At 68.9% G+C, this 18,124-nt stretch carries 16 protein-coding genes and 2 tRNA genes; 13 read left to right on the top strand and 5 right to left on the bottom strand.

Features of this window, described 5'->3' with window-relative positions; genetic code table 11:
• Positions 1-29: 29 nt before the first annotated feature.
• Entirely contained in the window at positions 30-1,259 is a 1,230-nt protein-coding gene (locus ACF08N_RS09490) for a GNAT family N-acetyltransferase (protein ID WP_392324016.1), read from the bottom strand.
• 106 nt (positions 1,260-1,365) lie between these two features.
• Between ACF08N_RS09490 and ACF08N_RS09485 the strand changes: the two genes are divergently transcribed.
• Positions 1,366-2,511: a PP2C family protein-serine/threonine phosphatase gene (locus ACF08N_RS09485; protein WP_392324015.1), complete on the top strand. Its 1,146-nt coding sequence runs from the start codon at positions 1,366-1,368 to the stop codon at positions 2,509-2,511.
• Positions 2,512-2,665: 154 nt separating this feature from the next.
• The gene (locus ACF08N_RS09480) at positions 2,666-3,127 is read left to right on the top strand and encodes an HD domain-containing protein (RefSeq protein WP_392324014.1); all 462 of its coding nucleotides are present in this window, start codon (positions 2,666-2,668) and stop codon (positions 3,125-3,127) included.
• A 56-nt stretch (positions 3,128-3,183) separates the two neighbouring features.
• Here ACF08N_RS09480 and ACF08N_RS09475 read toward each other — a convergent pair whose 3' ends face one another.
• Positions 3,184-4,359 carry an acyltransferase family protein gene (locus ACF08N_RS09475; protein ID WP_392324013.1) on the bottom strand — a complete coding sequence of 392 codons (1,176 nt, stop codon included), beginning with the start codon at positions 4,357-4,359 and terminating at the stop codon, positions 3,184-3,186.
• Between the two features lie 432 nt (positions 4,360-4,791).
• Between ACF08N_RS09475 and ACF08N_RS09470 the strand changes: the two genes are divergently transcribed.
• A complete protein-coding gene (locus ACF08N_RS09470) occupies positions 4,792-4,986 on the top strand; it encodes a hypothetical protein (RefSeq protein ID WP_392324012.1) in 195 nt (64 codons plus the stop codon).
• 78 nt (positions 4,987-5,064) lie between these two features.
• Here ACF08N_RS09470 and ACF08N_RS09465 read toward each other — a convergent pair.
• Positions 5,065-5,135: transfer RNA gene (locus ACF08N_RS09465), tRNA-Gly, on the bottom strand.
• Positions 5,136-5,288: 153 nt separating this feature from the next.
• Between ACF08N_RS09465 and ACF08N_RS09460 the strand changes: the two genes are divergently transcribed.
• From ACF08N_RS09460 to clpX, 5 genes are all read left to right on the top strand, one after another.
• Positions 5,289-5,365, top strand: a tRNA-Pro gene (locus ACF08N_RS09460).
• 147 nt (positions 5,366-5,512) lie between these two features.
• Positions 5,513-6,904: a trigger factor gene (tig, locus tag ACF08N_RS09455; protein ID WP_392324011.1), complete on the top strand. Its 1,392-nt coding sequence runs from the start codon at positions 5,513-5,515 to the stop codon at positions 6,902-6,904.
• A gap of 259 nt (positions 6,905-7,163) precedes the next feature.
• Positions 7,164-7,769 carry an ATP-dependent Clp protease proteolytic subunit gene (locus tag ACF08N_RS09450; RefSeq protein WP_307717845.1) on the top strand — a complete coding sequence of 202 codons (606 nt, stop codon included), beginning with the start codon at positions 7,164-7,166 and terminating at the stop codon, positions 7,767-7,769.
• A 41-nt stretch (positions 7,770-7,810) separates the two neighbouring features.
• Positions 7,811-8,485 (top strand): ATP-dependent Clp protease proteolytic subunit, encoded by a 675-nt coding sequence (locus ACF08N_RS09445; protein ID WP_392324010.1) that lies wholly within the window; start codon positions 7,811-7,813, stop codon positions 8,483-8,485.
• A 148-nt stretch (positions 8,486-8,633) separates the two neighbouring features.
• The gene (gene clpX, locus ACF08N_RS09440) at positions 8,634-9,923 is read left to right on the top strand and encodes an ATP-dependent Clp protease ATP-binding subunit ClpX (RefSeq protein WP_177150824.1); all 1,290 of its coding nucleotides are present in this window, start codon (positions 8,634-8,636) and stop codon (positions 9,921-9,923) included.
• Positions 9,924-10,063: 140 nt separating this feature from the next.
• On the opposite strand, the gene ACF08N_RS09435 is transcribed toward clpX, so the two are convergent.
• Positions 10,064-10,357 (bottom strand): hypothetical protein, encoded by a 294-nt coding sequence (locus tag ACF08N_RS09435; protein WP_392324009.1) that lies wholly within the window; start codon positions 10,355-10,357, stop codon positions 10,064-10,066.
• 242 nt (positions 10,358-10,599) lie between these two features.
• Positions 10,600-11,577, bottom strand: coding sequence for a hypothetical protein (locus tag ACF08N_RS09430; protein ID WP_392324008.1), 978 nt, complete (start codon positions 11,575-11,577; stop codon positions 10,600-10,602).
• 137 nt (positions 11,578-11,714) lie between these two features.
• Here ACF08N_RS09430 and ACF08N_RS09425 point away from each other — a divergent pair, with 137 nt between their 5' ends.
• From ACF08N_RS09425 to ACF08N_RS09405, 5 genes are all read left to right on the top strand, one after another.
• Positions 11,715-14,336 carry a valine--tRNA ligase gene (locus tag ACF08N_RS09425; protein WP_392324007.1) on the top strand — a complete coding sequence of 874 codons (2,622 nt, stop codon included), beginning with the start codon at positions 11,715-11,717 and terminating at the stop codon, positions 14,334-14,336.
• An 83-nt stretch (positions 14,337-14,419) separates the two neighbouring features.
• Entirely contained in the window at positions 14,420-15,910 is a 1,491-nt protein-coding gene (locus ACF08N_RS09420; protein WP_392324006.1) for a bifunctional folylpolyglutamate synthase/dihydrofolate synthase, read from the top strand.
• Between the two features lie 6 nt (positions 15,911-15,916).
• A complete protein-coding gene (locus tag ACF08N_RS09415) occupies positions 15,917-16,270 on the top strand; it encodes a DUF4233 domain-containing protein (RefSeq protein WP_392324005.1) in 354 nt (117 codons plus the stop codon).
• A gap of 93 nt (positions 16,271-16,363) precedes the next feature.
• Positions 16,364-16,777 carry a nucleoside-diphosphate kinase gene (ndk, locus tag ACF08N_RS09410; RefSeq protein WP_392324004.1) on the top strand — a complete coding sequence of 138 codons (414 nt, stop codon included), beginning with the start codon at positions 16,364-16,366 and terminating at the stop codon, positions 16,775-16,777.
• Positions 16,778-17,032: 255 nt separating this feature from the next.
• The gene (locus ACF08N_RS09405) at positions 17,033-18,052 is read left to right on the top strand and encodes a rod shape-determining protein (protein WP_189883677.1); all 1,020 of its coding nucleotides are present in this window, start codon (positions 17,033-17,035) and stop codon (positions 18,050-18,052) included.
• The last annotated feature ends 72 nt before the right edge of the window (positions 18,053-18,124 follow it).

Here is an 18,124-nt window from a genome sequence, read left to right as displayed (position 1 = left end):
GCGTCCGGGCGACGCACCCCGCACCCGCCTCAGAACCCGTGCGGCAGCCACGGCGCGACATCGGAGCCGAACGCGAGCGACGCCTCGGCCAGCGCGCCCTCCCGCAACTCCCGTACCCGCCCCGCTCCCGCGAGTGACGACAGCGACACGCCGCCCAGATATGCCGCGCCCAACTCCCGTACGGACAGTGCGAGTTCGGCGGCGTCCTCGGTCCGCTCGCAGGACGCGCCCTTCGCGTCGCCGGTCAGCCGCCAACGGCCGCTGTTCCAGGGGCAGAAGGCGTCCTCGACATCGAGCACCACATCGACCGGTGCCACGTACGTGCGCGCCTCCAGCGCGGCGCCCACGTCCACCAGCCGCACATGCAGCGAGTCCCGCACCCGCACGCTGCACCGCCGGATGTCCGACACCAGGTGCAGCAGCGGGTCGTCCACCGGCCGGTTGCGGGCCTGCACGGTCGAGGTCAGGTCGATCTCGCACAGGAACCGCCACAGCGCCGCGTACGCCGCCGGGTCCAGCGCGTCGATGTGGCGCACCGAGACCGCTCCCTCCGGGCCCGTCGGCAACCATTCGGGCTTGTTGTGGAAGCGGACGTACCCCACGACCTCGCCGTCCCGCTCGGCGAGGACGCACTGCATCGGCGACGCCCCCTCGCGCTCGCCCGGCGGATCGAGCAGCGGCAGGCCCTCCCAGCCCGGCGTCCGGGCGAGCATGCCCGGCCGTGAACCGATCGTGCGCAGGTACACCCGCTCGCAGGTGGCCGCGCCCTCCTCGACGGTCACGAACCGCAGCCGCACGTCCTCCGCGCCCGGCGGCACGGCGATCCGCACCCGCGAGGAGTCGACCTCCACGGACAACTGGTGGGTGGCCGTGCCGTAGCCGAAGCGGCCGTAGATGACGGGCTCGGACGCGGTGAGCACCGCGAGCGGCTCGCCCAGGGCCCGGACGTCGTCGAGCTGACGCCGCATCATCGAGGTGAGGATGCCGCGCCGCCGGTGCGTCGCCGCCACGCTCACCATCGTCACGCCCGCCGCGGACACCATGGTGCCGCCCGGCACCGAGACCCGGAACGTGAACGCCCCGGCCGTGCCGACGCACTCGTCGCCGTCCCACGCGCCGAGCGAACGGGCGGTCTCCGTCAGTGACTCGAACAGTCTGCGCTCCTGCGGGGAATCGGGCACACCGCCGAAGGCGCGTTCCAGCTTCCCGTACCACTGGTCCCATTCGGAGCGCTGTAACACCCGCAGTTGAGTCGTCATATGCCATGCCTACCAGCCGCGCACGGCCCGTCGCGACCCGATTTCGAACGCATTGTCGCGGGGTCCCCCTGCACGCGAGGCGGGCGGGTGGATAGGGTCCACCGCAATGGCCCGAGGCGCAGCAGCAGACTCGTTCACGGCCCGGCAGCGGAAAGCCGTGTACCGGGCCCGTACCGCCATGCGCCGGTCCGCCGTCGACTACTTCCGCGGCGGCGGCTCCGACCGGCTCGCGCTCGCCGGCCTGCTGCTGACGATCCCGGCCATCACCTGGGGCACGATCGCCTCCCCGGTGTGGTTCTCCCCGGTCGCCCTGGTGCTGCCGATCGTCGCGGGCGGCCTGCTGCTGCGGCCCGCCAGCCTGATCGGCCTGTACGCGGTGGCGGCCGCCGCGCTGATCGTGGAATCCATAGCGCTCGGCCCGTACACCGAGGGCCCGGCCAGGGTCACCCCCGGCACGGTGCTGGTCGTGGCGGCCTGCGGCTTCTTCGGGCTGCTGATCGCCCAGTTCCGGGCCCGGGTCGGCGTGCCCTGGCGCCGCGGCGGCACCATGCTCTTCGACCTCCGCGAACGCATCCGGGTCCAGAGCGCCCTGCCGCGGCTGCCGCAGGGCTGGCACCGCGAGATGGCCCTGCGCCCGGCCGGCGGCCAGTCCTTCTCCGGCGACTTCGTCGTCGCGGCCCGTACGAACGGCGGACGCACCCTGGAGGTCGTCCTCACCGACGTCTCCGGCAAGGGCATGGACGCCGCGTCCAGGGCCCTGCTGCTGTCCGGCGCGTTCGGCGGACTGCTCGGCTCGCTGCCGCCGCACGGCTTCCTGCCCGCGGCCAACGGCTACCTCCTGCGCCAGGACTGGGACGAGGGCTTCGCCACCTCCGTCCACCTGGTGCTCGACCTGGACTCCGGCGACTACGAGTTGCTGTCCGCGGGCCACCTGCCCGCGCTCCAACTGCATGCGGGCAGCGGGCGCTGGGAGGAGAAGGCGGCAGAGGGTCCGCTCCTCGGGGTCTACGACGGTGCGCAGTTCGACCCCGTCAAGGGCACCCTGCGCCCGGGCGACGTGCTGATGCTGTTCACCGACGGCCTGGTGGAGGCGTCGGACCGGGACATCAGCGAGGGCATCGACCGCCTGACCGGCGAGGCCGACCGCTATGTCGCCCCCGGTTTCGAGGGCGCGGCCTGGCACCTGATCGAGGCGGTGGCCAAGGACGTCAACGACGACCGGGCGCTGCTCCTGCTGTGCCGTCAGCCGTGAGCGCCGTCCCGCTGCCGTACCGCCGGTGTCCCTGCCGCCCGAGCCGGATCCCGGCACGGGTCAAGGAATCGTCAAGAAATGGTCAATATTCAGTTACCCGAACGACGTGACGACGACCGGGGTGCGGTGGCGCGATGAGCCGTAGAGTCGTGCCATGCCGCAGCAGAACCTGAGCCTCGCCGAGATCGAGGCCATCGCCCGCGAGGCCCACGCCGGCCAGGCCGACAAGGCCGGGATCCCGTACGTCGAGCACATCGCCGCCGTGGCGGAGGGCGTACGCGCCCGGGGCGGGAGCGACGAACAGATCGCCGCTGGCTGGCTGCACGACGCGGTCGAGGACGAGGTCCTGAGCCGCGAGTGGCTGAACGGCGCGGCGCTGCCGCAGTCCGTGAAAGACATGGTCCTCGCGCTCACCAAAGGAGAGGGCGAGGACCTGTCGTCCTATACGCGGCGCATCCTGGCCACACCGGGCGCACTCCTGATCAAGGAGGCCGACCTCGCGCACAACTCCGATCCGGCGCGCCTCGCCCTGCTCGACGAGACGACGCGCGCCAGGCTGACGGAGAAGTACGCGAAGACGCGGCGGCTGCTGGGCATCGAGGGCGCCGACGCCTAGGGGGTGTCCGGCCCTGATCCACTGGGCCCCCTAGCCCGCCCCGGCGGGACGCGACCTCAGCGGCGGGCGCCGAGCTCCGCCGCGTCCCTGCGGAACGCCCACGTCATCTCGGGCTCGGTGACGGGCCGCAGGGCCCGCCGGACCGGCGGTGTGCACAGCAGCGTGACCGCGCCCGCCGCGAACAGCGAGACGAGGATCAGACCGAGCGGGCCGCCCAGCCAGGCGTTCTCCTCGAAGACGCCGAAGTAGTCGCCGGCCTTGACCAGGAAGCCGTGCAGCAGATAGCCGCAGATGGTCCCGGCGCCCAGGGCTGTCATCCAGTTCCTGCGGCCCGGCACCCAGGCCAGGAAGGCGACCGACAGGACCAGCGCGCACGCGAACAGGCCGAGGAAGACCACGATCCCCGACCACCACGGGGCGCCGAGCTCCTGCACGCTGCTGGACCGGTAGAACCACTTGAGCTGCATCCGCGGCGCGGCCCAGTACGCGAACAGCGCCGTGCCGGCGAGCAGCGGCAGCGTCAGCAGCCGCACCTCGCGCCGCCGCACCAGCTGGAAGTGCTCCGGCTTGAGGCACAGGCCCAGCACGAAGAAGGGCAGGAACTGCAGCACCCGCTGCAGGTTGAGGTCCGCCCCGATGTTCGGGGTGAGCGCCGCCAGCGTGGCGATCGCGAGCGCGATCGGCAGCGGCTTGCGCACGATCTGCCACAGCGGTGTGGTCAGCCGCCAGACGAACAGCGCGGCCAGGAACCATGTCAGATAGAACGGGTCGAGCAGGCTGAGGGGATGCCCCGGGTCGTCGTTCGCGTACCGGGCGAACAGGGAGTACGCCACCTCGAAGACGACGTACGGCAGCGCGATGCCGGTCAGCAGCCTGCGCAGCTGGTGCGGTTTGCCCCGGTAGCTGCGCGAGAAGTAGCCGGAGATGATGATGAACGCCGGCATGTGGAACGTGTAGACGATCATGTACAGCGCGCGGGCGGCCCGGCTGCCGTCCATCACCGGCTCCCAGGCGTGCGCCACGGCCACCAGCACGATCGCCAGGTACTTCGCGTTGTCGAAGTAGGCGTCGCGGCCGGCGGGCTGCTTGGGCTCCGGTGCCGGTCCGGGGGCGGACTTCCGGCCGGTGGCCACGGGTTCGGCAGCGGTCGCTGTCCGGGTGGGAAGGGTCGGTCCTGACTCCGGAGCCTCGGGGAGCGGAGCCCTCTGATATCCGTGCGCAGCGTGGAACATTCAAGGCACCCTAGCCGCGCGCATTCCCATTCGTAAAACACCCGGTGTGGACTGACCATTCGAAACTGAAACCACCACCAAACGCCCCCTATGCCCCAATTAATCCCCCTTAAACGGGGCATATCGCAGCGCTCGGAGGGTGACATGAATTACTTCGACGACGCCCTTCGAATTTCATGTGACCAAGATGTGGGGGCATGGAAACGATCACGTCGTATTCCTTCTCGCATTTCACTCCGCCGGCCCACCGGCCCGGCGCGCCGCCGCGCCGCGGGGCCTAGGGACCGGCCGGGTGGGCGTGATCTTGACATCGACGATTCGTCACCCGGCAGCAGGGGCAAGGAGGTTGGTGGCACGATGGTGCAGGCGGGGGTGTGCTGGGCCGCACGTCCCCGGGCCGGCAAGGCGGACCGACCGAGGGTGTGATCAGTTGTGGCCATTTCACTGTCTGTGGTGCTGCTGTTGGCGGTCGTCCTCGTGGTACTGATCCGCGGCGGCTCGATCAAGCCGGGGCCGGCCATCGTGGCGGTGCTGTTCGGGTTCTTTCTCGCCTCGACGGGCATGGCCCCGTCGATCAACAGATTCATGAACTCGATAGCGGAGACGATCAACCAGATCAGCTTCTGAGCGCCCGCCCGCCGGGCGCGCGAACGACTTCGGGCCCTGCCCGGTGGAAATCCACCGGGCAGGGCCCGAAGTGCACAGAGCGGGCGACGGGAATCGAACCCGCGTAGCTAGTTTGGAAGACTAGGGCTCTACCATTGAGCTACGCCCGCACGGACCGCGCCGCAGGTCACGACCGCGCGGCACGAAGAGCATCGTAGCGGGTCAGTGCCGCCGGGTGCACACCCCATTCCGTGCACCCCCTTGGCGCCCGTAAAACGGACCGGCCCACGGCCCCGGGGCATGTACCCTACGGTTCGCACCGACGGGGTGTGGCGCAGCTTGGTAGCGCGTCCGCTTTGGGAGCGGAAGGTCGTCGGTTCGAATCCGGCCACCCCGACCAGCAAGATCGCGTTGTGAGGCTCCTCCTGCTTGCCGTTACTATGCAAGCTGCGTGCCCGTGTGTCTGATGTACCGGGCCCGATGCGCTGAACCGCTGAATCGCAGCGTCAGCGAACCCCAAGAAGTCAGCCACCAAGGAGACCGAACCGTGAAGAGCGCCGTGGAGACCCTGAACCCGACTCGGGTTCGGCTCACTGTCGAGGTGCCCTTCGAGGAGCTCAAGGCCAGCCTCGACGCGGCGTACAAGAAGATCAACCAGCAGGTCACGGTCAAGGGCTTCCGGAAGGGCAAGATCCCGGCCCGGGTCATCGACCAGCGGTTCGGCCGTGGTGCGGTGCTGGAGGAGGCCGTCAACGACGCCCTCCCGAAGTTCTACACCGAGGCGGTCAACGAGGCCGAGATCAACCCGCTCGGCCAGCCCGAGGTCGACATCACGGAGCTGAAGGACGGCGAGACGCTGAACTTCACCGCCGAGGTGGACGTCCGCCCGACCATCGAGATCCCGGACTACTCGGGCATCGAGGTCACCGTCGACGCCGTCGAGGTCACCGACGAGGACGTCGAGAAGTCGGTGGAGCAGCTGCGCGAGCGGTTCGCCTCCACCAACCCGGTCGAGCGCGCCGCCGCCGAGGGCGACGTCGTCACGATCGACCTCGAGGCCAAGGTCGACGGCGAGGTCCTGCCCGACGGTGTCGCGAACGGCGTTTCGTACACCATCGGTTCCGGCGAGCTCCTCGACGGCATCGACGAGGCCGTCACCGGCCTGGAGGCCGGCGGCGAGGCCACCTTCACCTCGCAGCTGAAGGGCGGCTCCGCCGAGGGCAAGGACGCCGAGGTCACCGTCAAGGTCACCGCCGTCGCCGCCCGTGAGCTCCCCGAGCTGGACGACGACTTCGCCCAGATGGCGAGCGAGTTCGACACCCTCGAGGAGCTGAAGGCGGACAGCCGCAAGCGCCTCGAGAACATGAAGCAGTACGACCAGGCCACGCAGGCCCAGGAGCGCGTCCTGGAGAAGCTGCTCGAGCTGGTCGAGGTCCCGGTCCCCGAGAAGCTGCTCGAGGACGAGATCAACACCCGTAAGCACAACCTCGAGCACCACCAGCTCGGTCAGATGGGTCTGACCCTCGACAAGTACCTGGAGATCCAGGGCAAGACCGCCGAGGAGTTCGACGCCGAGACCAAGGAGCAGGCGGTCAAGGGCATCAAGACCCAGTTCGTCCTCGACGAGCTGGTCAACACGGAGAAGCTGAACGTCAACCAGGAGGAGCTCACCGAGCACCTCATGCGGCGTGCCGCCTCCTCCGGCATGAGCCCCGACCAGTTCGCCCAGGCCGTCGTCGAGGGCGGCCAGGTGCCGATGCTCGTCGGCGAGGTCGCCCGCGGCAAGGCGCTGGCCGTCGTCGTCGAGGCCGCCACGGTCACCGACACCAACGGTGAGGTCGTCGACCTGGAGGACGAGGACGAGACCGAGGCCGCCACGGAGACGGTCGAGGCCGTCGTCGAGGGTGACGCCGAGGGCGACGAGAAGTCCGAGGCCTGAGCCTCGCGCCCACTCATGGACGGGCTCCGGACGCCGCAGGGCGGCCGGGGCCCGTCGGCGTAGACGGCCGGGACCGCACGGTCGCCGGGGCCCAACTACCTTGCGCTCCGAGCGAACAGTTCGGGAACCGGGATGGCTATGTCCGACCTGCGCGTTAGGGTCCATGAATACGAGGGCAGGTCAGTCCCCGCCCCCAGTTCCAAGACGCTGAGACGGCCGAAGCCGTCAGAGACGAGCAGGTGGACACGTGACGAATCTGATGCCTTATGCCGCCGGCGAGCCGTCCATCGGTGGTGGCCTCGGCGACCAGGTCTACAGCCGGCTGCTCGGCGAGCGCATCATCTTCCTCGGCCAGCAGGTCGACGACGACATCGCCAACAAGATCACGGCGCAGATGCTGCTCCTGGCCGCCGACCCCGACAAGGACATCTACCTCTACATCAACAGCCCCGGTGGCTCGGTGACGGCCGGCATGGCGGTCTACGACACCATGCAGTACATCCCGAACGACGTCGTGACCATCGGTATGGGCATGGCGGCGTCCATGGGCCAGTTCCTGCTGACGGGCGGCGCCCCCGGCAAGCGCTTCGCCCTGCCGAACACCGACATCCTCATGCACCAGGGTTCGGCCGGTCTCGGCGGTACCGCCTCGGACATCAAGATCCAGGCCGAGTACCTGCTCCGCACCAAGAAGCGCATGGCGGAGATCACCGCCCAGCACTCCGGTCAGACCGTCGAGACGATCATCCGCGACGGTGACCGCGACCGCTGGTTCACCTCGGAGGAGGCCAAGGACTACGGCCTCATCGACGAGATCATCTCCGCCGCATCGGGCGTCCCGGGCGGCGGCGGCACCGGCGCCTGAGCCGCAGAGCCCCGACCCCGAGCCCGCAGAACGCCACCAGGATGGTGAACACCCACATGAGCAACTTCTCCGCCAGCGGCCTCTACACCGGCCCGCAGCCGGACAACCGCTACGTCGTCCCGCGCTTCGTCGAGCGCACCTCGCAGGGCGTGCGCGAGTACGACCCGTACGCGAAGCTCTTCGAGGAGCGCGTGATCTTCCTCGGTGTGCAGATCGACGACGCCTCCGCCAACGACGTGATGGCGCAGCTGCTGTGCCTGGAGTCGATGGACCCGGACCGCGACATCTCGATCTACATCAACAGCCCTGGTGGCTCCTTCACCGCGCTGACCGCCATCTACGACACGATGCAGTTCGTGAAGCCGGACATCCAGACAGTCTGCATGGGCCAGGCGGCGTCCGCCGCGGCCGTGCTGCTGGCCGCCGGTACCCCCGGCAAGCGGATGGCCCTGCCGCACGCGCGCGTGCTGATCCACCAGCCGTCCTCGCAGACGGGCCGGGAGCAGCTGTCCGACCTGGAGATCGCGGCGAACGAGATCCTGCGCATGCGGGTCCAGCTCGAGGAGATGCTGGCCAAGCACTCCACCACGCCGATCGAGAAGGTCCGCGACGACATCGAGCGCGACAAGATCCTGACCGCCGAGGACGCGCTCGCGTACGGCCTCGTCGACCAGATCGTCTCGACCCGTAAGAGCACGGCCGCAGCGGCCGCCTGACGGATCCGGCGCACTCCTTGGTGCGGTACACGACAAAGTGAACCGCACCAAGGGGGGCCCGAACGGGGGGCCAGGCAAGGTACCGTCGGATATGAGGCACCAGGAGCCGGCTGAACCAAGCCGCTCCCAGGCGAAGGGGAAGCACCTCGTGGCACGCATCGGTGATGGCGGCGACCTGCTCAAGTGCTCGTTCTGCGGAAAGAGCCAGAAGCAGGTGAAGAAGCTCATCGCAGGCCCCGGGGTGTACATCTGCGACGAGTGCATCGACCTCTGCAACGAGATCATCGAGGAGGAGCTCGCCGAGACGAGCGAGGTGCGCTGGGAGGAGCTTCCCAAGCCGCGCGAGATCTACGAGTTCCTGGAGAGCTACGTGGTCGGCCAGGAGCCGGCCAAGAAGGCGCTCTCCGTCGCGGTGTACAACCACTACAAGCGCGTCCAGGCCGGCGAGAACGGCGGCGCGCAGGGGCGGGACGACGCGATCGAGCTCGCCAAGTCCAACATCCTCCTGCTCGGTCCCACCGGGTCCGGCAAGACACTGCTCGCCCAGACGCTGGCCCGCATGCTGAACGTCCCGTTCGCGATCGCCGACGCCACCGCGCTGACGGAGGCCGGCTATGTCGGTGAGGACGTCGAGAACATCCTGCTCAAGCTGATCCAGGCGGCCGACTACGACGTCAAGAAGGCCGAGACCGGGATCATTTACATCGACGAGATCGACAAGGTCGCCCGTAAGAGCGAAAACCCGTCGATCACACGGGACGTCTCGGGCGAGGGTGTCCAGCAGGCCCTGCTCAAGATCCTCGAGGGCACGACGGCCTCGGTCCCGCCGCAGGGCGGCCGCAAGCACCCCCACCAGGAGTTCATCCAGATCGACACGACGAACGTGCTCTTCATCGTGGGCGGCGCGTTCGCCGGCCTGGAGAAGATCATCGAGTCGCGTGCGGGCGCGAAGGGCATCGGCTTCGGCGCCACGATCCGCTCGAAGCGGGAGATCGAGGCGAGCGACCAGTTCCAGGAGGTCATGCCGGAGGACCTGGTCAAGTTCGGCATGATCCCGGAGTTCATCGGCCGCCTCCCGGTCATCACCTCGGTCCACAACCTCGACCGCGAGGCTCTCCTCAAGATCCTGGTCGAGCCGCGCAACGCGCTGGTGAAGCAGTACCAGCGTCTGTTCGAACTCGACGGCGTGGAGCTGGACTTCGACCTCCCGGCCCTGGAGGCCATCGCCGACCAGGCGATCCTGCGCGGTACGGGCGCGCGTGGCCTGCGGGCCATCATGGAAGAGGTCCTGATGTCGGTGATGTACGAGGTCCCGTCCCGCAAGGACGTGGCCCGCGTGGTGATCACGGAGGACGTGGTCCACAACAACGTGAACCCCACGCTGGTGCCGCGCATCGTGAAGGACGAGGGGAACGGGCGGCACGAGAAGAGCGCGTAGGCGCGCGAAGCGCGCGTGAACGAGGAAGGGGCGCCCGGTCAGTTGAGGAACTGGCCGGGCGCCCCTTCGCTGTCATCCCCGACGCCCTGGCTTCCGATGAGGCGCGCCTGCGCCGGCGAGGCCCGCCTTCAGGCTGGATGTCACGAGTGGGCGCGCTCGCAGGCGCTGAGGGCGTCCACCCCATCGACGCGTATGGCGACGAGCTTGTTCACGCAGGTCTGGTTCGCAACCCAGGTGAAGCCCAACTTGGTGGCCTTGTGGCTGCACGCGTCCTGCACCTTGGGGCCGACGATGTATCCGTCATCGGCCAGGGACTGAAGGCAGCGGGTGTATCCCACCGCAGCGGCTGCGGAGGTGGGGCTGGCCAGCGGTGCAAGCGTCGCTGCTGCGACGATCCCCAGCGCTACCGCGGCCTGCTTGATCCTCAACGTCATGATGGTTCTCCCGTTTCCGTGCACTCGGTCATGTGTGCGAGGAAATTCAAGCAGTGACCGAAGTGCCCGACAGGCACGGCATGGCCGAAAAAAGGGCTACCTGGATACCCTTTCCCTGCCGGTGGCGGACCACTTGATCGGTTCGGCCGCCTGGTGGTTGGCTCATACAAGGCGCTCTGTCCGGGAGACACGTTCGCCCTGCCGAACGGAGAACTCCCGTCGGCAGGGCGATGCTGTGCTGCTCACACCTTGGCGCGCGACGCCTTGTAGTGCTTGGCGGTGAGCTCGGCGACCTCGTCGAGCGACTGGCCCTTGCCGCCGGTCATCATCACCGACAGGTCCATTGCGTTGACGACACCGACGGTGCTGTAGTCGGCCCACATGCAGGTCGGAATCACGAACTCCTTCGGACCGTTCTGCGGGGTGCCGTCACCCTTGGAATTGATGAACTTGATCTCCTGGCACTTCATCAGAGCGCCCTCGAACCCGGACGGAGTCTTCTCGACCGGCTCGCCGACAGGCTCGATCTCCAAGTCGGGATCCAGGTCGTTGCCCTGGTCGTTCTTGTAGTTGGCGAAGCCGGTGTCGATCGCCTTCTCCGGGTCCGCGACCTCGCCCCACATGCCGTTGAGGCTCATGTTCTTGGCCTTGAGCGGGTCGCTGCTGTCGCCGGACTTGTACTCGGCCGCGACCGTGCTGGGGTTGGTGATCCCCATCGCGGTAGCCTTCTTCTTCTGCTCGTCGTTCATCGGGGCCGACTTGTCGGCACCCTGCTTCTTGTAGTCGTCGATCGACGCGGCAGGCGCGACCTTGTAACCCTTCGTGTCGTCCGCGACCGCACCGTTGCCGCCGCTCCCGCCGAAGATGAAGTACGCACCCACACCCAGCGCCGCCACGACCGCCACCGCGCCGATGATCAGACCCGTCTTCTTGCCGCCGCCGCCCTGTGCCGGCGGGGGCGGGGGGTACGCGCCGTACTGAGGCTGCTGGCCGTACTGGGGCTGCTGGCCGTACGGGCCCGGCTGCTGCGGCTGGCCCCACTGGCCGGGCTGGCCCGGCTGGCCGGGCTGCTGCTGCGGGTAGCCGTAGCCCTGCGGCGGAACGCCCTGCGGGGCCTGCTGCGGATACCCGTAACCGGGCTGCGGTGCCTGCGGCTGCTGGCCGTACGGGCCCGGCTGCTGCGGCTGGCCGCCGTACGGACCCGGCTGGTTGTAGCTCATTACGGGTGTTCCCCTCGTGATGTTTATGTGTTCCGAACATCCTGGCGCAAGCGGCGACCCCCCGGGGCGGCGGGGGTCACACCGTTACGGAACAATCGCGTTTCAGGACGGCCCAGTGACACCCCTAAACTGGCCCCGTGACCGAGAACACTCAGCATCAGCCAGCCAGCACCCCCGAACTGCCGACCCAGTACGCGCCGGCCGAGGTAGAGGGGACGCTGTACGAGCGCTGGGTAGAACGCGGCTACTTCGAGGCCGACGCCAAGAGCGAGAAGCCGCCGTTCACGGTCGTCATCCCGCCGCCGAACGTCACCGGCAGCCTCCACCTGGGCCACGCCTTCGAGCACACGCTCATCGACGCCCTCACCCGCCGCAAGCGCATGCAGGGTTACGAGACCCTGTGGCAGCCCGGCATGGACCACGCCGGTATCGCCACGCAGAACGTGGTCGAGCGGGAGCTCGCCAAGGAGGGCAAGTCCCGTCACGACCTCGGCCGTGAGGCGTTCGTCGAGCGCGTCTGGCAGTGGAAGAGCGAGTCCGGTGGCCAGATCTCCGGCCAGATGCGCCGCCTCGGCGACGGCGTCGCCTGGTCGCGTGAGCGCTTCACCATGGACGAGGGCCTGTCCCAGTCCGTCCAGACCATCTTCAAGAAGCTCTACGACGACGAGCTGATCTACCGCGCCGAGCGCATCATCAACTGGTGCCCGCGCTGTCTGACGGCGATCTCCGACATCGAGGTCGAGTACCAGGACGACGACGGCGAGCTCGTCTCCATGAAGTACGGCGACGGCGACGACACCATCGTCGTCGCGACCACGCGCGCCGAGACGATGCTCGGTGACACCGCCGTGGCCGTCCACCCCGACGACGAGCGCTACAAGCACCTGGTCGGCAAGCAGATCAAGCTGCCCCTGACCGACCGTTCGATCCCGGTCGTCGCGGACGAGCACGTCGACCCCGAGTTCGGCACCGGCGCCGTCAAGGTGACGCCCGCCCATGACCCGAACGACTTCGAGATCGGCCAGCGGCACGGCCTGCCGAGCATCTCCGTCATGGACGAGCACGCCGTCATCACGGCGCATGGGCCCTTCCAGGGCCTGGACCGGCTCGAGGCCCGGTCGGCGATCGTCGGCGCGCTGCGCGCGGAGGGCCGGATCGTCGCCGAGAAGCGGCCGTACGTCCACTCCGTCGGCCACTGCTCGCGCTGCAAGACCACCATCGAGCCCCGCCTGTCCATGCAGTGGTGGGTCAAGGTCGGCCCGCTCGCGAAGGCCGCCGGCGACGCGGTCCGCGACGGCCGCGTCAAGATCCACCCGCAGGAGATGGAGAGGCGCTACTTCGACTGGGTCGACAACCTCCACGACTGGTGCATCTCGCGCCAGTTGTGGTGGGGTCACCGCATCCCCGTCTGGTACGGGCCGAACGGCGAGACGGTCTGCGTCGGCCCCGACGAGCAGCCCCCGAGCGGCGACGGCTGGACCCAGGACACCGACGTCCTCGACACCTGGTTCTCCTCCGGCCTGTGGCCCTTCTCGACGCTGGGCTGGCCGGAACAGACCGAGAGCCTCGCGAAGTTCTACCCGAACTCCGTCCTGGTCACCGGCTACGACATCCTCTTCTTCTGGGTCGCCCGGATGATGATGTTCGGCCTGTACGCGATGGACGGCACCCCGCCGTTCCACACCATCGCCCTGCACGGCATGGTCCGCGACCAGTTCGGCAAGAAGATGTCGAAGTCCTTCGGCAACGCGGTCAACCCGCTGGACTGGATGGACAAGTACGGCTCCGACGCGCTGCGCTTCACGCTCGCGCGCGGTGCCAACCCCGGCGTCGACGTGCCGATCGGCGAGGACTGGGTCCAGGGCTCGCGCAACTTCGCCAACAAGATCTGGAACGCGACCCGCTTCGCGCTGATGAACGGCGCCACGGTGGAGGGCCCGCTGCCCGCCCCCGAGCAGATGTCCTCCACCGACCGGTGGATCCTGTCGCGGCTGAACAAGACGGTCGAGGAAGTCGACGCCTACTACGAGGACTTCCAGTTCGCGAAGCTCTCCGAGTCCCTGTTCCACTTCGCGTGGGACGAGGTCTTCGACTGGTACGTCGAGCTGTCGAAGACCACGTTCTTCGGCGGCGGCGAGCAGGCCAGGGTGTCCGGCCGTGTCCTCGGCGAGGTCCTGGACGTGATGCTGCGCCTGCTGCATCCGGTCGTCCCGTTCGTCACGGACACACTGTGGACGACGCTGACCGGTGGGGAGTCGCTCGTCGTCGCCGACTGGCCGCGTGACAGCGGCTTCCGCGACGAGGCCGCCGAGCGGGAGATCGAGCTCGTCCAGCGGGTCGTCACCGAGGTCCGCCGCTTCCGCAGCGACCAGGGGCTGCAGCCCGGCCAGAAGGTCCCGGCCCGCCTCACCCTGGACGGCACCGCGCTCGCGCCGCACGAGGCCGCGATCCGGCAGCTGCTGCGGCTCCAGCCGGAGGGCGAGGGCTTCCAGGCCACCGCGTCCCTTCCGGTCGCGGGTGCCACGGTCGCGCTGGACCTGTCGGGCACGATCGACGTCGAGGCCGAGCGCAAGCGTCTGACGAAGGACCTGGCGGCGGCCGAGAAGGAGAAGGCCCAGGCCACGGCCAAGCTCGGCAACGAGGCGTTCCTCGCCAAGGCGCCGGACAACGTGGTCGACAAGATCCGGGGGCGCCTCGCCACCGCGGACGACGACATCGCCCGCATCACGGCCCAGCTGGCGAACCTGCCGCAGGGCTGAGCAGCGCTATGACACACGAGGCCCCGGGGACGCCCCCCGGGGCCTCGCCCGTTCCTGTCGGTGCCGCTCCGTAGACTGGACCCGTGAGTGAGCACCCCGACCCGTTCGACGAGATCGTCGATGCCGAGACCGACCGTGACCCCGACCTGGCGGTGATCGAGGCCGGCAGCCGCACCCTGCGCGCGCAGGCCGGGGTGCCGCAGAGTGATGCCGTGCCCGCCCGGCCCGCGGACCCGGAGGTGGACAAGGCGCTGCGCGAGGTCGAGGCCGACCTGGCGACGCGCTGGGGCGAGACCAAGCTGGAGCCCTCGGTCGCCCGGATCTCCGCCCTGATGGACGTGCTGGGCGAGCCGCAGCGGGCGTACCCATCGATCCACATCACGGGGACGAACGGCAAGACGTCCACGGCCCGCATGATCGAGGCGCTGCTCGGCGCCTTCGACCTGCGCACCGGGCGTTACACCTCGCCCCACGTCCAGTCGATCACCGAGCGGATCAGCCTGGACGGCGCGCCCATCGAGGCCGAGCGCTTCATCGAGACGTACCGCGACATCAAGCCGTACGTGGAGATGGTCGACGCGAGCCAGGAGTACCGCCTCTCCTTCTTCGAGGTGCTCACCGGTATGGCGTACGCGGCGTTCGCCGATGCCCCGGTGGACGTCGCCGTCGTCGAGGTCGGCATGGGCGGCAGCTGGGACGCGACGAACGTGATCGACGGCTCGGTGGCCGTGGTCACGCCGATCAGCCTGGACCACACCGACCGGCTCGGCTCCACGCCCGCCGAGATCGCGGGCGAGAAGGCCGGGATCATCAAGCAGGGCGCGACGGTGATCCTGGCGCAGCAGCCGGTGGACGCCGCCCAGGTGATGCTGAAGAAGGCCGTGGAGGCCGACGCGACGGTGGCCCGCGAGGGCATGGAGTTCGGCGTGGTCTCCCGTGAGATCGCGGTCGGCGGCCAGCTCCTGACGCTGCGCGGACTCGGCGGCGAGTACGAGCAGATCTTCCTCCCGCTCTACGGAGCCCACCAGGCGCACAACGCGGCGGTCGCGCTCGCCGCGGTGGAGGCGTTCTTCGGTGTGGGGGCCGAGCAGGCGCGCGCGCTGGACGTGGACACCATCCGCAAGGCGTTCGCCTCGGTCGCCTCGCCGGGCCGGCTGGAGGTCGTGCGCCGCAGCCCCACCGTCGTGCTGGACGCCGCGCACAACCCGGCGGGCGCGCAGGCGACCGCCGCCGGTATCACCGAGTCGTTCGGCTTCTCCCGCCTCATCGGCGTGGTCGGCACGAGCGGCGACAAGGACGTGCGGGGCCTGCTGGAGGCGTTCGAGCCGATCTTCGCCGAGATCGTCGTCACGCAGAACTCCAGCGATCGCGCCATGGACGCGGACGAGCTCGCGGCGATGGCCGTGGAGGTCTTCGGCGACGAGCGGGTGGTCGTCGAGCCGCGCCTGGACGACGCGCTGGAGGCGGCGATCACCCTGGCGGAGGAGGAGGCGGAGTTCGCCGGCGCGGGTGTGCTGGTGACCGGCTCCGTGATCACGGTCGGCGAGGCCCGGCTGCTGCTCGGGAGGGGCTGACATCCGATGCGTACGCTCTGTGCATCCACGCTGATCGGTGAGTTCTTCGTGATCGGCTTCGCCGGTCTCGTCGCCATGAAGTCGGACGGCGCCTCGATGGCCGCGGTGTGGACGGTCTGCGGGATCGCGATGCTGTTCTCGGTGCTGCTGTGCGGCATGATCACCCGGCCCGGCGGGATCCAGCTCGGCTGGGCGCTCCAGATCGCGCTGGTCGCGAGCGGTTTCGTCGTGCCGGCCATGTTCTTCCTGGGCGCGCTGTTCGCCGGGCTGTGGTGGGCGTCGGTGTTCTACGGCCGCAGGATCGACGAGGCGAAGGCCCGGTGGGAGGCGCAGGCCTCCGCAGGGCCTGACGCTGCGTAATCGCGGGCGGCATTCGCCCTGTAGCCTCATCAGTGCCTGCCGCCCGCTTGGGACGCGGCAGGCCCTGAATCCGCACCTGAAGGAGCCCGTACCGTGAGTCAGCGCACGCTCGTCCTGCTCAAGCCCGACGCCGTACGACGCGGCCTGATCGGCGAGATCATCGGACGCATCGAGGCCAAGGCGGGCTGGACCATCAGCGCGCTGGAGCTGCGCACGCTGGACCAGGAGACCCTGGAGCAGCACTACGGGGAGCACAAGGGCAAGCCGTTCTACGAGCCGCTGGTGGCCTTCATGGCCTCCGGCCCGATCGTCGCCCTCGTCGTCGAGGGTGAGCGCGTCATCGAGGGTGTACGCCAGCTGGCGGGACCGACCGACCCGATCGCGGCGGCTCCGGGCTCCATTCGTGGCGACTTCGGCACCATTGTCCGGGAGAACCTCATCCACGCATCGGACTCCGAGGAGTCCGCCATTCGAGAGCTGAAGATTTTCTTCCCGGGTCTCTCCTGACAGCACGTCAGCCGAACAGCGCTCATGACCTGGGGCGACCGAAGGAATTTCGGTCGCCCCTTGGCATAGGCCGGGGCATTGCGGGAACGCATCGCTTCGACACATCGTCACCAAATACAGAGGTGGACCAGCGCGCGGTGTCGGTGCAGGCGGCACTACGATGTAAGCCTCCACGCCGCAGCACCCACCTCGCCGTCCTGAAAAGCCATCAACGCTCTATTTGGGAAGGCCAGACGCATCCTCATGGGGAACAACATGTCGTTCATCGGCCGTGACATGGCTGTCGACCTCGGGACCGCCAACACGCTGGTGTACGTCAGAGGCCGGGGGATCGTTCTCAACGAGCCGTCCGTCGTCGCGATCAACACCAACACGGGCGGCATTCTCGCGGTCGGCGCCGAGGCGAAGAAGATGATCGGCCGGACGCCCGGCAACATCGTTGCCGTCCGGCCGCTGAAGGACGGCGTCATCGCCGACTTCGAGATCACCGAGCGGATGCTCCGCTACTTCATCCTGAAGATCCACAAGCGCCGGTACCTCGCCCGTCCGCGTGTCGTCGTCTGTGTCCCCTCGGGTATCACGGGTGTCGAGCGCCGTGCGGTCATCGAGGCGTCGACGCAGGCGGGCGCCCGTCAGGTGCACATCATCGAGGAGCCGATGGCCGCGGCCATCGGCTCCGGACTCCCCGTCCACGAGGCCACCGGCAACATGGTCGTCGACATCGGCGGCGGCACCACCGAGGTGGCCGTGATCTCGCTCGGCGGAATCGTCACGGCACAGTCCATCCGCGTTGCCGGCGACGAGCTGGACAACGCGATCATCCAGCACATCAAGAAGGAGTACTCGCTCCTGCTCGGTGAGCGGACCGCCGAGAGCATCAAGATCACCATCGGCTCCGCGTACGAGATGGACAAGGACGAGCACACCGAGATCCGCGGCCGTGACCTCGTCTCCGGTCTGCCCAAGACCGTGGTCATCTCCGCCGCGGAGGTCCGCAAGGCCATCGAGGAGCCGGTCAACGCGATCGTCGACGCCGTCAAGACGACGCTCGACAAGTGCCCGCCGGAGCTGTCCGGCGACGTCATGGACCGCGGCATCGTCCTCACCGGCGGTGGCGCACTGCTGCGCGGTCTCGACGAGCGGCTGCGCCGCGAGACGGGCATGCCGATCCACATCGCCGAGGACCCGCTGGACTCGGTGGCGCTCGGATCGGGCAAGTGTGTCGAGGAGTTCGAGGCGCTCCAGCAGGTACTGGACGCCCAGCCGCGTCGTTAGCCGGACGGCGGCCCGGCAACGGCCGGGTCCGTCTCCGCCGTTCGGGGGCCCCGCGGGCTCCCACATGGGGTC

The organism is Streptomyces sp. NPDC015127 (assembly GCF_043080095.1).
GTDB lineage: Bacteria > Actinomycetota > Actinomycetes > Streptomycetales > Streptomycetaceae > Streptomyces.
This window is presented reverse-complemented; position numbering and strand designations above follow the sequence as displayed.

What these genes read in the sequence shown, in the direction of transcription:
- ACF08N_RS09445 (WP_392324010.1), top strand. Translation starts at nt 7,811, where the DNA reads ATGGTGAACACCCACATGAGCAACTTCTCCGCCAGCGGCCTCTACACC.
- ACF08N_RS09480 (WP_392324014.1), top strand. Translation starts at nt 2,666, where the DNA reads ATGCCGCAGCAGAACCTGAGCCTCGCCGAGATCGAGGCCATCGCCCGC.
- ACF08N_RS09475 (WP_392324013.1), bottom strand. Translation starts at nt 4,359, where the DNA reads ATGTTCCACGCTGCGCACGGATATCAGAGGGCTCCGCTCCCCGAGGCT.
- ACF08N_RS09405 (WP_189883677.1), top strand. Translation starts at nt 17,033, where the DNA reads ATGTCGTTCATCGGCCGTGACATGGCTGTCGACCTCGGGACCGCCAAC.
- ACF08N_RS09490 (WP_392324016.1), bottom strand. Translation starts at nt 1,259, where the DNA reads ATGACGACTCAACTGCGGGTGTTACAGCGCTCCGAATGGGACCAGTGG.
- ACF08N_RS09485 (WP_392324015.1), top strand. Translation starts at nt 1,366, where the DNA reads ATGGCCCGAGGCGCAGCAGCAGACTCGTTCACGGCCCGGCAGCGGAAA.
- ACF08N_RS09450 (WP_307717845.1), top strand. Translation starts at nt 7,164, where the DNA reads ATGCCTTATGCCGCCGGCGAGCCGTCCATCGGTGGTGGCCTCGGCGAC.
- ACF08N_RS09430 (WP_392324008.1), bottom strand. Translation starts at nt 11,577, where the DNA reads ATGAGCTACAACCAGCCGGGTCCGTACGGCGGCCAGCCGCAGCAGCCG.
- ACF08N_RS09415 (WP_392324005.1), top strand. Translation starts at nt 15,917, where the DNA reads ATGCGTACGCTCTGTGCATCCACGCTGATCGGTGAGTTCTTCGTGATC.
- ACF08N_RS09435 (WP_392324009.1), bottom strand. Translation starts at nt 10,357, where the DNA reads ATGACGTTGAGGATCAAGCAGGCCGCGGTAGCGCTGGGGATCGTCGCA.